Source organism: Bacteroidia bacterium (assembly GCA_019695265.1).
Taxonomy (GTDB): domain Bacteria; phylum Bacteroidota; class Bacteroidia; order JAIBAJ01; family JAIBAJ01; genus JAIBAJ01.
Map to the genome: position 1 here is coordinate 15,420 of JAIBAJ010000030.1, position 15,917 is coordinate 31,336.

Consider the following 15,917-nt stretch of genomic DNA (forward strand, 5'->3'; position numbering starts at 1 on the left):
GAGAGCAAATATAAAAATCATTTTAATATGGACTTAAATTTTAGTTTTACACGAATGTCCACTTGGAAATTTTGTAGTGTAAATTTGCAGCAGATGAATTCATACACGGACACGTTAAAGGATCAGGGCAGAAGGAGACAATTGTGTATACAGTTGAAAGAAAAGGGCATTGTTGATTCCGGGGTTTTGAAGGCACTGGAAAAGGTTCCCAGGCATTGGTTTTTAGATTCGGCTTTTTACGACAAGGCTTACAGTGACATGGCCTTCAAAATTGGAGCCGGACAAACCATTTCCCATCCATCAACGGTTGGGTTTCAAAGTCAGCTTTTGATGATTGAAAGAGGCGAAAAAGTGTTGGAAATAGGGACAGGAAGTGGTTATCAAACCGCCATATTATGTGAATTGGGGGCTAAGGTATTTTCAATAGAGCGGCAAAAATCCTTATACGATCGCACCAAAATATCGCTACCTGCAATGGGTTTTCAGGCCAAGCTTTTTTATGGTGATGGTTACTTAGGGCTACCTACCTATGCACCGTTCGATAAAATAATTGTTACAGCCGGTGCACCCTTTATACCTCCGGCCTTAGTGGAGCAATTAAAACCCGGTGGAATTATGGTTATTCCGGTTGGAGAAGGTGAAAAACAAGAGATGCTCACCTTAATTAAAGATCCTCAGGGAAAGGTTGAAACTTACCGTCATGGCGACTTTAAGTTTGTTCCATTACTTGAAGAAAGATCCCATTAAAAAGGCTTATTCCCAATCGGGGTTGGCAGAAATACCAAACAAAGCAAAGTCATATTTTACAGGATCCTCCGAATCCATGCTTCGTAAAACGGAGTCCAGTTCCTCTACTGCTTGCCAATCGTTTTGTTTACGCCCCAGGAGACCCAATTCTCTGGCCACTTTACCGGAGTGCACATCGAGGGGACAAGACAATTTGGAAGCGGGAAGATTCCACAACCCAAAATCTACTCCACGTTGATCTTTTCGAACCATCCAGCGTAAAAACATATTGATTCGCTTACAAGCCGAATTTTGGCTAGGATTAGAAACATGTTTAGCCGTTCGGGCAGGGAAGGCATTCGCAAAGAATTGCTCCCTAAACCCAACAATACTTTGCTTAAAATTGGTATGTGTTGGTTGAAAATCTTTTGCAAATACGGCTTCTAAACTTGGATACTTCCGGTATATACCTTGAAGCGATTGCAAAAAATAATGTAAGTCTTCAGAATTAAAGGTCCGATGTACAAAAGGCCTTAGCTTCTTAAGGTCATTCAAGGTATGGTTCCTGACAAAATCAAAGGGATGGTCTTCGAGCAATTCGATTAAGTTTTGCCCACTTTTAAGTATAATTTTCCGATTTCCCCAGGCCAGGGTTGCAATTAAAAATCCCATTATTTCAATATCCTCGAGCCGAGAATACCGGTGTGGGATGGAAATTGGATCCGTTTCAATAAAAGCCTTTCGGTTATAGGTATCGGCCTTTTGATCCAAATAGTCCTTTATCCAAGCTTGCGCGGCCATTAAATCTTAGTAACCCCTCCACTCACAATAAACTTCATCACATCCGATGCACTTGATTCGGGTGGCACTTCGGTAATATTATCTTTATGTGTAATGTACAATTCGCCGGAGAAAGCGTAGGAATGCGGAAAATAAACGGCGACAAAATCGGAACCTAGTCCTAAGTCGCTCAAATTCTTTTGAGTAATAAATCCTGCTCGGTACAAATTGGAATCCTTGCCTAGTTTTACCACCACCGGCTTACCTAATCTCTTCTTTTTGTCAACGAAGGTAGAAAGCAAGTCGCGAACCGAAAAGTAAATAACCTTAATTAGTGGAGCCCGTTCGATAAGCTTATCGAACTCATACACCAAGCGGCGGTTTAGGAAGTGTGAACCCAAATAACCAATAACTACCAAAAAACACAGGCCCAGCAAAATGCCGAGTCCGGGAATAGGTTGGTTAGGCACCAAGAAGGCGAAACTGCGGTCGAGGAAATTAAACACCATGTAAACCGCATACACTGTAACAGATATTGGTGCTACGTACAAAACACCTTGTAAGAGGTTGTTTAGCAGTTTACGTCCGATTTCATCGAATCTCATGGGCTTATTTAAGAGGGCAAAGGTAAGGAAAAGCTTGTAAACCAATGATAATCTATGCAGACATTTGCGAATACAACACAATGAAACATAAGGCTTAAATACTCCATCTGCTTTCAAATATAAAATCAGGGAGCAAGAGTCATTTGTACCCGTGAGAAAGGCAAAACAAGCTGAACCTCGATTGAAAAACCTGATGATGGAGTTCGTACTGTAGTTTGGACGAAGCCCGGGGCAGGGATAGAGCAAGTTACCCCACAGGTAAGCGACGCCTTAGCGGCGATTACCGAGGAGTAACAGCGATAGCCCGGCCATGAGCCTTGCACCCCTGATGAAATAATTGGGAACCAAGGTGGCGAATGGAGCCCCCCAAATCATCTCAAAAACAGTCGAAATCATACTCAAGCGCCATGTTAAATTTCCTTATAACCTTGAAACTTGGCATTTCATACCTAATTTTGTTTCTACCAACAAAAACAACATGCATGTACTTATTGCCGGCGGATCGGGAAATATAGGCAAAAACCTACAAAAAGCCTTATTGGACAAGGGTTATCAGGTATCTATTTTGACACGAGACAGCACCCGGGTGCTTGGAAAAGTTTCGTATATTCATTGGGATGGAATGGTTATGCCGGCCCTTCACACCCCCGTTGATGCCATAATTAATTTATGCGGGGCCTCCATTGCCAGCGACATGTGGACAGACGAGCGCCAGAAAAAATTATTGGAAAGCAGAGTGAATCCAACCCAAACCCTGGTAAGCCACATGGCAGAAATGGCAAAAAAACCCCAGGTATTTATAAATGCTTCTGCTGTTGGCTACTATGGAGACCGTAGCTTTGAACTGCTTACGGAAGAAAGTGATTCGGGAAAGGGTTTTTTGGCAGAACTAAGTGTAGAATGGGAAAAAGCCGCTATTAACTCCCATACCCGAACTGTTATATTACGCACAGGAATTGTGTTGGAAAAGGGTGCCGGTGCATTGCCTGAAGCCTTAAAAACCTTTCCACTTGGGTTTGGCGGCTACTTTGGAAAGGGAAACCAAGGATTTCCGTGGATTCATATTCAGGATGAGGTAGGCCTAATTATACATGCCTTGGAAAACCCGGCAGTAGAAGGTCCCATCAATTTAGTAGCACCGGAATCGGTTTCTTACAAACAATTTATTGAAACAGCCGCTAAAATCAGGTCGAAACTGGTAGTACCTGCACCGGAATTTGTGTTAAATGTAATGCTAGGAAGTCGGGCCGATTTGGTACTTTCGAGCCAGTATGTTTATCCCAAAAAGGCTGTACAAACAGGATACCAATTTAAATTTCCGCATTTGAAGGAGGCTCTGGAAGATTTACTGAACTAAGAAATTCAGAAAAAAATATACCTCAAAAAAAAGAATAAAACAATTCACAAGGTTGAAAATTAGCAAGTTGCCTAAACATTATTGGCTTAGATTTGTTACCCCGAATTGTTATGAAGAATTGTCTTTTACTTTTACTAACAGGCTTGTTGTTTAGCCTTCAATCCCCTTTACTTCTTGCTCAAAGCACCAAGAACCAAAAAACGATAAACAAAGTTTTTAAAGACCGTGGCGAGGTTTATTTCAAGTTTAAAATTCAAGACAAATCGGAGCTTTCCGTTTTAACCAAGTTTATTTCGATCGACAACCTAAAGGGAAAAACGGTTTATGCTTATGCCAACCGAAAAGGCTTTCTTAAGTTTTTGGAGACAGGCCATTACAAGTACAAAATATTGCCCAAGCCATCGGAGTTAGAGCCAATTCAAATGTTACAGCAAGGAGGTGCCAAGTCACTAACCTTAAACGCCTATCCTACTTATCCACAATACGTTAGCATGATGCAAAACTTCGCATCAAGCTATCCCGACTTATGTCAACTTTATTCCATTGGCACTACCGTAAACGGACGAAGCTTATTGGTATTAAAAATATCAGACCATGTACAAACCAGGGAATATGAACCCCAATTTTTGTATACCTCCACCATGCATGGCGACGAAACCACCGGTTATATTTTAATGCTGAAATACATTGATCATTTGTTATCCAACTATGGAACCAACCCCAGGGTAACCAATATGGTTAATAGCATGGAAATTTGGATAAACCCTTTGGCCAATCCGGATGGCACCTATGCCGGAGGCGACAACACCGTTAATGGTGCCACCCGCTTTAATGCAAACAATGTGGATTTGAACCGAAACTATCCCGATTTTATGGATGGGGCACATCCGGATGGAGAAGCCTACCAGCCCGAAACCATGTCGTTTATGGGTTTTGCCGATACTATGGATTTTGTAATGGCGGCAAATTTTCATGGTGGGGCCGAGCTTTTCAATTATCCCTGGGACACCAAAGCCGAAGATCATCCCGATAGAAATTGGTGGAGTTATGTAGGCGGAAATTATGTTGACACCCTGTATGCCAATTCTACCAACTACTTCATAGACTTCCAAACCGGTTTCGATAGTCCGGGACTTACCGACGGATTTGCTTGGTACGAAGCCAATGGCGGTCGTCAGGATTATATGAATTTTTACAGGCATTGCAGAGAGGTTACCATTGAAATGTCTTCGACAAAGACCATTCCTGCCAACCAATTTGAAACCTATTGGGGTTATAACCTCAATGCATTGATGTATTACATGGAAAGCACCTTCAAGGGCTTTTACGGATTGGTATCGGATGCTTGCACCGGTGCCCCGGTTAAGGCCAAAGTGTTTGTAAACAACCACGATGCCGACAGTTCTTATGTGTATTCATCCCTTCCCATCGGAAACTATTACCGTCCAATTTACCCCGGAACTTATTCTGTTACCTATTCTGCCCCGGGCTATCAAAGCCAAACCATTTCCAATTTAAGCATTGGATTTAATCAAAGTGTAGAACAAAATATTTCCCTTCAACCCATTGTTCCCACAACTGATTTCGTTGCCAGCCCAACCTCCGGCTGTGGAGGCATTATTGAATTTACCGATTTAAGCGGAAGTGCCTCTTCCTGGTTATGGAATTTTGGTGACGGACAAACTTCAACCGAACAAAACCCTACTCATTCCTTTACCAGCAGCGGAACCTATTCTGTTCAACTTACTACCACCAACTGTGTTGGAAGCGATTCAGAAACCAAAACCAATTACCTCAACATACAGGTAGCCTCGCCACCTTCCTTAGGTACTATGGTTACCAATGCTTGTTCGCCCCAATCTTTTACCTTACAGGCAAGCGGAACCGGCACCATTGTTTGGTATGATTCTCCAACCGCTTTCAACAGCATTGCAGAAGGTAACAGCTTTACTACTCCTATACTTTCTTCCAATGCGGTTTATTATGTGGCCAATCAGGAAATAGGTTACAGTGGATCGGTTGGCTCCACCAATAACAACGCCAACGGTGGTTATTTCACCGGAAACACTTACCATTACCTTGTATTTGATGCCTTATCGGATTTTACCCTCGAAAGTGTAGTAATAAACGCTAACAGCAGCGGTAACCGAACCATCGATTTGCGTTCGTCGGCCGGAGTGGTTTTGCAAAGCATCACCGTAAACGTGCCTCAAGGAATCAGCACTGTTAATTTAGGATTTAACATTCCTACCGGAACAGGTTATCAATTAGGAACTGCCGGTGGGTCCAATTTTTTCCGTAACAATGCAGGCTCATCCTATCCATATACCGATAATACAACTGTTTCCATTACCGGAAATAGTGCCAACCAGCCAAGTTATTACTACTACTTTTACAATTGGCAGGTGAAACAAAGCTGCAACAGCGAACGAGTTGCAATTCCACTTTATATCGGCACCGGCAACCCACCACAACTGGCTGTGACTCCCTCGGTTTCAACCATTTGCACCAATGCCCCGGTTACCTTTACAGCAGCGGCCAGCAATGTCAGCAACCCAAGTTATTCCTGGAGTATCAATGGAGTTGCTTCCTCCGAAACATCCAACACTTTGGTGGTTTTAGCTCCTGTCAACGGACAAATTTCCTGCACTGTTTCTGACCCTACCAACTGCTCCGGAACCACCACTGCTACTGCCAATTTCAATGTAAATGTGGTATTTCCACCCAATGCTCCAACTATTACATTAAATGGAAATACCTTGCAAGCCAATCCCGGAACCAATGTGCAATGGTATGTGAATGGACAAGCAATTCCTGGAGCAACCGGAGCCACTTACGACCCGGTTGTGAGTGGAGATTACATCGCCGTAATCGAAGGTCCGGCCTGTTCCAGTGCCTTTTCCAACAGCATTACAGTAACAATTACCGGACTTCCGGATGCCGCACAACTGAGCCAGGTTCAGCTTTTCCCTAACCCAAGCAAGGATTGGCTTTTCGTGAATCATTTGCCTGTTGGAACCTACGATTTGCAGGTTTTTGACGTGTTAGGACAATGTATTTTAAACCAAACTAACCTTTCTGCAGCCGAGTGCAAAATGGATGTAAAGCCATTGGAAAAAGGCTGGTACATTCTTAAAATTTCCAACGAAAAGGCAAGTATTCAGAAGCCGTTTGTGGTTGAAAAATAGTTTCAAGAAGAAGATTTGGAAAAGTAGCTTCAGTGACCCGAAAAATCGACATCCCCGTTATCGCCTATAGTTTGCCAACCAACATTTCATTCCAAACCTGGTAAAGGGGGTGGCAAAGCTATTTGGCTCTACCGGGTTTAGCTTAAATCTGCATCTCATTTTATCCTCTTCATCAAAATACAGCTAATTCAGTCTTTAGCTGCAAAAACCAACTAATACCGAATGGACAAAATGTATAGTCCAATTTTATGCTTAAATTTTCTTGAAAAAATCGGACTAACATTTTGTATCCTCGGCATTTATACCGAATGGACATTATGTTTAGTCCAATTTTATGTATTAATTTTATTTGAAAAAAATTGGCCTAACATTCTGAATCCTCGGCACTAACTAACACTAGCTCGGGGTTAACTAATCTACCCACATCCAACCGCACTTGTCATTTGTTTACTTCGTTTCAAATGACAATTTCGGGATAAAAAAAAATCCCCAAGCTTATGAAGTTGGGGATTGGGAGATTGGATATTTCGGGGATGAAACTATCGGATAATTAATTTTTTGTTGAACAACTCGTCTTTAGTAGAACCTACAACGATATACATTCCGGCGGCCAGGTTATGTGATGGATCCACAGCGGTGTATGTTCCACCTTCCATACCTTCATTTACAATTACTTTCGAATAAGTCTGACGCCCAAGTATATCATAAACCACCACTAGGATATCTCTTTCTTTCACATTAGAGATATTAATTTTCACCGGTTTGTCTTTTGAACTTGGGTTAGGGTACAATTCACCAACCACCGGATTATCGGTATATTGGCTGGAGAATTCATCGTTCACTGAGGTAGCCACCCCTACATCAATGGTATAACCAAGAATTTGCATAACCATTGCTTCTTCGTGGCTAAGGTAATGAACAGTTTGTCCCCTGCTTAGACCCGGATTCATTAAGAAAGGTTGGCCATTGGAGCGGGTATTATCGAAGTGATCGAGGCTGGAGCCGGAGAAAGTAGAAGGACTGTAAACCGGAGCAAAGTCCCCATTTTGCAAATCAAAGGTAATGGAGTTAGAAATCAGGTTAGAAGTTGGACTAACGGAGCTACCATTTAAAAGTGGGTTACCATCCTGGGTACGAAGAAACTGGTCGTATGAAGAGAACATTTGCGGGGCAGTAGTTGCTTCTGAAACACCTGTTGCAGCGATGTTACTGGTAAAACCTAACAAGTGGCAGATTTCATGTAAGCAAATGGTATAGAAGTCGAATTGGTTTCCGCCCGGTTCGGAGGGATATTCATAAAAATAATTTAAACTTGGGTTGAAATTAAATTCGATGGTTCCATCCGGATTTGAGACATTGGGATCAGTTCCGGTAAGAATATGTTTCATAACATGGTTTTGGTTATAACCATTCGACACGGTATAAACCGGTTTTGAAACGGCAAACTGTCCGGTATAATTAGAAGGAATAGTTCCATTGGAAACATCAATCATAATATCGGCGCTACCGGAGTTTTGAATCATGTTGGAGATATAGGCAAAGGCAGCTTCTAATACTTCTGCACGCTGAGCGCCGAAACTTGGATCATCAAAACCTTTTCCTCTTCCAACCAAACGATCTTTATAAATCAAATTAAAGGTAGGGCATTCGGCTGATTTATTTTGGGTTCCACGAACTGCAGAACCTTTTCCCATACTGAGTAATTGTGGCACACCAAGGGTAACCAATTCCCGGTAAACTACATCTTGTCCGGTAGGTGTTTTCAATTTGGAGACCCCATTTTCGATGGATTCAATTAAAAATTCTTTCGGATGATCGTGACTTTCGTAGGAGCCGGCCTGGGAAAAAGCCGCAAGAGGCAAACCCAAAGTCAGCAATATAGCAGCGACTCCTGAGTTTAGCGATGATAAGGTATATAGAACTTTTTTCATAATTAAATCCTCCTGCAAGTTGGTTATTTTTATTTAATTTTTCGTGGTTGGGTTCAACTTTTCGATTAACGTCTGATAAAAATCATATTCGTTAATTTTGGGTTGTTATACCTCACAATCAAAATAAAAGTTCAAATATTTTAGACTAAACAGCAAAATGAAACTACGAAATGTAATTTTCTTCGACAAACTCAAATAACAAAGTAAATTTACAAAAAACGTCAATATTCTTCAATAATTCCCTTGCCTTCTCTAATGATTTCGATTTCAGGGCCGGTGCAATCGAGTACAGTAGAGTATTCAATATCACCAAACCCTCCATCAATGACCATATCCACCTGATCGCGGTATTTTTCCCACATCAATTCGGGGTCGGTGCTATATTCCACCATATCACCATCATCATGAACGGTGGAAGTCATAATTGGATTTCCGAGCACCTTTACAATGGTCCGTGGTATAGAGTGATCCGGAACACGGATACCAACAGTTCGTTTATTACTTTGGAAGATATCCGGCACATTGGATTTGGCCGGCAAAATAAAGGTAAAGGCTCCGGGCAAGGAGCGTTTCATCAGCTTAAACACCTGGTTATCAACCCGAGCGTAGTCGGCCAAATGGCTTAAGTCGTAACAAATAAACGAGAAGTTAGCCTTTTTAGGATTTATGCCTTTAATCCGGCAAATACGTTCTATGGCTTTGGAATTAAAAATATCGCAAGCAAAACCATATACCGTATCGGTGGGGCAAATTATAACCCCACCTTTACGAAGACATTCTACTACTTGGTTTATGCTCCTTTCATTTGGGTTTTCGGGATAAATTTTGAGGAGCATAGTGCAAATTAGGATTGTGATTTAGCATGATCGGCTAAAAATTTAGCCAAACCTGAATCGGTTAATGGATGTGGCAATAAACCGGTAATTACAGACAAAGGACAGGTGACTACATCTGCACCAATTTCGGCGCACTTTAACAAGTGAATGGTGTGTCGGATACTGGCTGCCAGAATTTGGGTTTGGTAACCATAGTTGCTGTAAATCAATCGAATTTGCGAAATCAATTCCAATCCATCCTGGTTAATATCATCCAAACGTCCAATAAAAGGCGAAACATACGTTGCACCGGCTTTAGCCGCCAACAAAGCTTGTCCGGCCGAAAACACCAAGGTGCAATTCGTTTTAATTCCGCGCTCAGAAAAATAGCGTAAAGCCTTTACACCATCTTTAATCATAGGCACTTTCACTACAATTCTGGGGTGTAGCGAAGCCAAATTTTCACCTTCTCGAATAATTCCTTCATAATCGGTTGAAATTACTTCTGCACTTACATCACCATCCGATATGTTACAAATGTCAACATAGTGCTTTAAAATTGCATTTTGGCCTTTGATGCCTTCTTTGGCCATAAGTGAAGGATTGGTAGTTACCCCATCCAAAACACCCAACTCCTGGGCTTCCTTGATTTGGGCCAGATTGGCCGTATCGATAAAGAATTTCATCCGTTTTTTTGTTTGAGGTGCAAAAATAGAACTTATCCACCCTTGGGCCTTTTAAAGTATTTAACAAAGTATGAACGAATCACCAATGTTCAGATTCTATTCAAACAGCCCATCCTTCCCGAATTCCCCATTTTTTACCTGACATAAATTAGGGTATTATGTAACCTTGGGTAGAAAATGGAAGTAATCAGGTAAAATTTTAAGGCAATAAAATCTACCTTTGGCCAAAATTTTTAATATGTCAGCTACTCCTTCTAACATCCAAATGGTGGATCTTAAAAAACAATATGAAAAGATCCAACAAGAGATTGACCAAGCCGTTTTAAATGTAATCCGCACCACTCAATTCATCAATGGTCCTGAAGTACAGGCCTTTAAAGACGAATTAGCCCAATACCTTGGCGTTAAGCATGTAATACCTTGTGCCAATGGTACAGATGCCTTACAAATTGCCATGATGGCCTTGGATTTAAAGCCAGGTGATGAGGTTATCACGGCCGATTTTACCTATGTGGCAACAGCCGAAGTAATAGCCTTACTAGGTTTAACACCTGTTTTGGTTGATGTACATCCTGATACTTTTGAAATCAATCTGGAGCAAGTAGAAGCTGCCATTACCCCCAAAACGAAAGCTATCGTTCCGGTGCATTTGTTTGGTCAGTGTGTTAATATGGAAGCATTATTGGCGTTGGCCAATAAACATAAACTATTTGTAATTGAAGATACAGCTCAAGCCATTGGTGCCAACTACACTTTTAGCGATGGAACCGTAAAAAAAGCAGGCACCATGGGAACCATTGGTTGCACATCCTTCTTCCCCTCTAAAAACTTGGGTTGCTATGGCGATGGTGGTGCCATGTATACCAATGATGATGAGTTAGGCAAAAAACTAAAAATGATTGCCAACCATGGCCAAAGCGTACAATATGTGCACGATTCCATTGGAGTAAACTCCCGCTTAGACAATATTCAGGCGGCCATTCTTCGTATTAAATTACGGCATTTGGATGAATATGCTGCAGCTCGTAACCGTGCAGCCTCTTTTTACGATAAAGCTTTTGAAAACCATCCCAACATCAAAACACCTGCCCGCAATCCGAACAGTACACATGTATTTCACCAATACACCTTGGTGGGTTCCAATTTTAATCGGGACGATTTGAAAAAATACCTGGCAGAAAAAGGAATTCCAATGATGGTTTACTACCCAATTCCATTGCACAAACAAAAGGCTTATCTGCAAAATGGCAGCTATCCTGTTACGGAAATGCTTTGCAGTTCGGTATTTTCTCTTCCAATCCACACGGAAATGGATGAGGAGCAATTGGCCTATATTTCAAACGCAGTCCTCTCTTTCTTTAAACAATAACCCCCTCTAACATCCCATGGAAATAGCAGTAATCGGAACTGGTTACGTTGGTTTAGTAACCGGTACATGCTTCTCTGAAACAGGTAACAATGTAACTTGTGTCGACATCAACGAAGAAAAAGTGAAAATGCTTCGCGAAGGTAAACTTCCGATTTATGAACCTCACCTCGATATTTTCTTCGAAAGAAACACCCAAGCCGGACGATTGAGGTTTACTACCAGTTTAGAAGAAGCTCTGAAAACTGCTAGAGTGGTATTTTTGGCCTTACCAACACCTCCCGGTGAAGACGGAAGTGCTGACCTCAGCTACGTATTGGCTGTGGCCGATTCCATTGGTAAAATCATTAAGGACTACAAAGTAATCGTTAATAAAAGTACAGTTCCTGTAGGCACTGCAGATAAAGTAAGGGCTGCCATTTCAAAAAACACCACCCAAGAATTTGATGTAGTTTCCAATCCGGAATTTCTAAGAGAAGGTTTTGCAGTGGATGATTTCATGAAACCCGACCGGGTAGTTATTGGTTCTTCCAGCGAAAAAGCAAGAAAAACCATGGAGGAACTGTACAAACCATTCGTACGCCAGGGTAATCCAATTTATTTTATGGACGAGCGTTCCAGCGAACTTACCAAGTACGCTGCCAATGCATTCCTAGCAACCAAAATCACCTTTATGAACGAAATCGCCAACCTTTGCGAAAAATTGGGTGCCGATGTAGATAAAGTTCGAATTGGAATTGGATCTGATGCGAGAATTGGGAAACGTTTCCTTTTCCCCGGTATAGGTTATGGTGGTAGTTGCTTCCCTAAGGATGTAATGGCCCTCATTCACTCATCCGACAGTGTAGGATACGACTTCAAAATATTAGATGCAGTAACCGAAGTGAATGAAGCCCAAAAACACAGCCTGATTCCCAAAATTTTAAACCATTATGGCGGATCGGTTAAAGGCAAAAAATTCGCTCTGTGGGGATTAGCCTTTAAGCCAGACACTGACGATATTCGAGAAGCTCCGGCTTTTTATATGATTGACGACCTTTTACGCGAAGGGGCAACTGTGGTAGCGTACGACCCTGAAGCAATGGCCAATTCCCAAAAAGTATTGGGAGATAAAATTGGATTTGCAAAGGATCAGTATGCGGCCATCGAAGGAGCCGATGCCTTAATTATCGCCACCGAATGGGCTTTATTCCGAACCCCTCAATTTGAAAAACTTCAAGAAAAAATTAAGGATAAAGTTATTTTTGACGGCCGAAACCTTTATGAAGTAGCTCAAATGCAAGAACTTGGGTTCAGTTACTACAGCGTAGGAAGAAAATCGGCTTAATCATATGCTCAAGCTTAAAATGGCCACCGATCCCCGGTGGGCAAAAATTGCAGAAAACAACATCGGTGAAATACTTACCGACCATGCTTTCTGCGAACAAAAAGCTGCTTCCAACGCGATTTCGCTCATTGTCCTTTTCCCGGAACTCAGCGACTTAGTTGATAGCTTGAGTTCGGTGGTAATGGAAGAAATGGATCACTTTCGTCAGGTTCATAAACGAATAACCGACCGTGGAGAAGTATTAGGCAAAGAACGTAAAGACGATTACGTAAACGAACTCTACCAATTTGTTCAACGTGGCAAAGGAAGGGATACTATGTTGGTTGACCGTCTCCTCTTTTCCGCCATGATTGAAGCCCGAAGTTGCGAACGTTTTAAATTGTTGCACGAAAAAATAAAAGACAAGGAATTGTCGCAGTGGTATTACGATTTAATGGTAAGCGAAGCCGGACATTATACCCTTTTTATTAAATTAGCAAAAAAATATGCCAAGGGTATTGATGTTGACAAACGTTGGGAAGAATTCCTGGAATACGAAGGGCAAATCATTCAAAAGTATGGCGTGAAAGAAACCATGCATGGATAACCATTTTTGATAAAGCATTGTGAAAGCAAAATTTGATTTATTAGATTCTAAAAGGGAAAAAGCACTCGAAGGAGGAGGGAAGTCCCGCATTGAAGCACAGCATAAAAAAGGCAAATTAACTGCCAGGGAACGAATACATTTTCTTCTGGATGAAGGTAGTTTTGAAGAAATTGGCATGTTTGTTACCCACCGCAGCACCGATTTTGGACTTGAAAAAGAAAAATATCCCGGCGATGGGGTTATTACCGGTTATGGAAAAATCGAAGGCAGAACCGTTTATGTTTTTGCCCAGGATTTTACTGTTTTTGGCGGATCACTTGCAGAGGCTCATGCCCAAAAAATATGCCGTATAATGGATTTAGCCATGCAAAATGGTGCTCCTCTGCTTGGATTAAACGATAGCGGTGGTGCTCGAATCCAGGAAGGTGTGGTTTCCTTGGGTGGTTATGCCGATATTTTCTACCGCAATACCTTAGCCAGTGGAGTAATTCCGCAAATTTCAGCCATCATGGGCCCTTGCGCCGGTGGTGCCGTGTACAGTCCGGCACTTACCGACTTCATTTACATGGTTGAAAATACTTCTTACATGTTTGTTACAGGCCCCAATGTGGTAAAAACCGTTACCCACGAAGAAGTAACCAGCGAAGAATTGGGGGGAGCCTCCACGCATGCCACCAAAAGCGGTGTAACTCACTTCACTGCTTCCAATGGCATTGACTGCCTACGACAAATTCGAACCCTTTTAAGCTATATCCCGCAAAACTGCGAAGACGAAGCTCCTTCCCTACCCTACCAGGCCGGAAATGAAAACCGACCTGCGCTCGATTCCCTAATTCCTGAAAATCCAAATCAACCTTACGACATCAAAGATGTTATTGAACAAGTAGTGGACGAAAACAGTTTTTACGAAGTTCATAAACTATTCGCAGAGAATATAGTTGTGGGTTTTGCTCGACTCGGTGGTAAGTCCATTGGCATTGTGGCTAATCAACCGGCTCACTTGGCGGGTGTTTTGGATATTCATGCAAGTGCCAAAGCCGGACGTTTTGTTCGCTTCTGCGACTGCTTCAATATTCCATTACTGGTTTTTGAAGATGTTCCCGGTTTCTTACCAGGTACCGACCAGGAATGGAATGGTATTATTTCCAACGGAGCCAAATTACTTTACGCATTTTGCGAAGCAACCGTTCCTCGAATCACTGTAATTACCCGAAAAGCCTATGGTGGTGCTTATGATGTAATGAATTCCAAACACATCGGCGCAGATATGAATTATGCTTGGCCTTCTGCCGAAATAGCCGTAATGGGAGCTAAAGGAGCTGCTGAAATTATTTTCAGAAAAGAAATAAGCGAAGCTTCTAACCCTGCTGAGAAATGGGCAGAAAAAGAAAAAGAATACCTGGAAAAATTTGCTAACCCCTACCTTGCTGCCGAACGGGGTTATGTAGACGAAGTAATTTTCCCTTCTCAGACCAGAGAAAAGCTCATCAAAGCATTCGAAATGCTTAAAAACAAAGTAGCAAAATTGCCAAGAAAAAAACACGGCAATATTCCTTTATAAAAACGGATTTAGACGAAATGAGTATGAATGCAACCGTTTCCAAAAAGGTCACCTTTAACAGTGCCCATCGCTTGTATAATCCCAAGTGGGACGACCAAACCAACAACCGGGTATTTGGTCTTTGTAACAATCCCAGTTTTCATGGTCACAATTACGATTTAATAATGAAGGTGAAAGGTCCAATCGACCCTGTAACCGGCTATGTAATCGATGTAAAAGAATTGAAGGAATTGGCGGAAAAAGAAATTTGCTTCCGCTACGACCATACCAATCTCAACCTGGACCATCCGGAGTTTAACCAGGAGTTAGGCGGTGTAAATCCAACAGCTGAAAACATTGCAAAAAGATGCTTTGAGTTACTTAGGCCTCATCTTCCGGCCCATCTTCAGCTAACGGTTGTGTTGTATGAAACTCCTCGCAATTTTGTTGAATACGACGGTGGATTGTAATTAAGGTATTCAGAAAAAGTCAAACAGGAGGAAACGACCTTATTTTTAAATACTTTTTATGCGGGCCCCCTCCGCCCATCTAGCTTTTTGCTAAAACCAATTTAACATACACGGGCGTTCGGGTCACGCTATCGGCTGTAGTCCGGGCCAACTACGCTCAACCGCTGCGTTGGTCCGGAGCTACTTGCCTCTATCGTTGCCCGACGCGCAACCTATCCGGGTTAATTTTGTCCATACTATTTACTGTATCTAGTTGGACTCTGCAAGTAATTCATGGAAATTCAACCCCAAATTGCCATTAGAAATTTTAACCTACGTTTCGAAACAAGTGATAGGATGGTTTTCAAGTAATTTTTACCGAGAGAACATTATGTAAGACCTATTTAAGAATTAGCCTTATTGGTAAAAGTAGGTCTAACATAATGTAACCTCGGCACTAACTATCACTAGCTCGGGGTTAACCGGAATCTTTCAACATTCCACCGCACTTGTCAGTTTGGGGTTAAGCAAGCAATTTTGGGTTTGCACCTCGGGCAACGA

Annotated in this window: 13 protein-coding genes; 8 read left to right on the top strand and 5 right to left on the bottom strand. The window is 42.0% G+C overall.

Annotated elements, in window-relative coordinates; translation table 11 throughout:
• The first annotated feature begins 93 nt into the window (after positions 1 to 93).
• Complete coding sequence (locus K1X82_06460; GenBank protein ID MBX7181734.1) at positions 94 to 747, top strand: protein-L-isoaspartate(D-aspartate) O-methyltransferase; 654 nt, start codon at positions 94 to 96, stop codon at positions 745 to 747.
• Between the two features lie 6 nt (positions 748 to 753).
• On the opposite strand, the gene K1X82_06465 is transcribed toward K1X82_06460, so the two are convergent.
• Complete coding sequence (locus K1X82_06465) at positions 754 to 1,527, bottom strand: TIGR02757 family protein (GenBank protein ID MBX7181735.1); 774 nt, start codon at positions 1,525 to 1,527, stop codon at positions 754 to 756.
• The gene (locus K1X82_06470) at positions 1,527 to 2,111 is read right to left on the bottom strand and encodes a DUF502 domain-containing protein (GenBank protein MBX7181736.1); all 585 of its coding nucleotides are present in this window, start codon (positions 2,109 to 2,111) and stop codon (positions 1,527 to 1,529) included. Before K1X82_06470 ends, K1X82_06465 begins: the two co-directional genes overlap by 1 nt.
• A 478-nt stretch (positions 2,112 to 2,589) precedes the next feature.
• Here K1X82_06470 and K1X82_06475 point away from each other — a divergent pair, with 478 nt between their 5' ends.
• Both K1X82_06475 and K1X82_06480 read left to right on the top strand, forming a co-directional pair.
• On the top strand, positions 2,590 to 3,468 hold the full coding sequence (locus K1X82_06475; protein MBX7181737.1) for a TIGR01777 family oxidoreductase: 879 nt from the start codon (positions 2,590 to 2,592) through the stop codon (positions 3,466 to 3,468).
• Between the two features lie 110 nt (positions 3,469 to 3,578).
• Complete coding sequence (locus K1X82_06480) at positions 3,579 to 6,656, top strand: PKD domain-containing protein (GenBank protein ID MBX7181738.1); 3,078 nt, start codon at positions 3,579 to 3,581, stop codon at positions 6,654 to 6,656.
• Positions 6,657 to 7,195: 539 nt separating this feature from the next.
• Here the strand turns inward: K1X82_06480 and K1X82_06485 are convergent.
• The 3 genes from K1X82_06485 to fsa form a co-directional block, all read right to left on the bottom strand.
• The gene (locus K1X82_06485) at positions 7,196 to 8,587 is read right to left on the bottom strand and encodes a T9SS type A sorting domain-containing protein (protein ID MBX7181739.1); all 1,392 of its coding nucleotides are present in this window, start codon (positions 8,585 to 8,587) and stop codon (positions 7,196 to 7,198) included.
• Positions 8,588 to 8,808: 221 nt separating this feature from the next.
• Positions 8,809 to 9,423 (bottom strand): threonylcarbamoyl-AMP synthase, encoded by a 615-nt coding sequence (locus K1X82_06490; protein MBX7181740.1) that lies wholly within the window; start codon positions 9,421 to 9,423, stop codon positions 8,809 to 8,811.
• Between the two features lie 8 nt (positions 9,424 to 9,431).
• Positions 9,432 to 10,088 (bottom strand): fructose-6-phosphate aldolase, encoded by a 657-nt coding sequence (fsa, locus tag K1X82_06495; protein ID MBX7181741.1) that lies wholly within the window; start codon positions 10,086 to 10,088, stop codon positions 9,432 to 9,434.
• Positions 10,089 to 10,353: 265 nt separating this feature from the next.
• On the opposite strand from fsa, the gene K1X82_06500 reads away from it, so the two are divergent.
• The 5 genes from K1X82_06500 to K1X82_06520 are packed head-to-tail and all read left to right on the top strand — an operon-like array spanning position 10,354 to position 15,377.
• The gene (locus tag K1X82_06500) at positions 10,354 to 11,457 is read left to right on the top strand and encodes a DegT/DnrJ/EryC1/StrS family aminotransferase (GenBank protein ID MBX7181742.1); all 1,104 of its coding nucleotides are present in this window, start codon (positions 10,354 to 10,356) and stop codon (positions 11,455 to 11,457) included.
• Positions 11,458 to 11,473: 16 nt separating this feature from the next.
• On the top strand, positions 11,474 to 12,781 hold the full coding sequence (locus tag K1X82_06505; protein ID MBX7181743.1) for a UDP-glucose/GDP-mannose dehydrogenase family protein: 1,308 nt from the start codon (positions 11,474 to 11,476) through the stop codon (positions 12,779 to 12,781).
• Between the two features lie 4 nt (positions 12,782 to 12,785).
• The gene (locus K1X82_06510; protein ID MBX7181744.1) at positions 12,786 to 13,367 is read left to right on the top strand and encodes a tRNA-(ms[2]io[6]A)-hydroxylase; all 582 of its coding nucleotides are present in this window, start codon (positions 12,786 to 12,788) and stop codon (positions 13,365 to 13,367) included.
• A 19-nt stretch (positions 13,368 to 13,386) separates the two neighbouring features.
• Positions 13,387 to 14,928, top strand: a complete 1,542-nt coding sequence (locus tag K1X82_06515; GenBank protein ID MBX7181745.1) for an acyl-CoA carboxylase subunit beta — start codon at positions 13,387 to 13,389, stop codon at positions 14,926 to 14,928.
• 23 nt (positions 14,929 to 14,951) lie between these two features.
• Positions 14,952 to 15,377: a 6-carboxytetrahydropterin synthase gene (locus K1X82_06520; protein ID MBX7181746.1), complete on the top strand. Its 426-nt coding sequence runs from the start codon at positions 14,952 to 14,954 to the stop codon at positions 15,375 to 15,377.
• Positions 15,378 to 15,917: the final 540 nt, after the last annotated feature.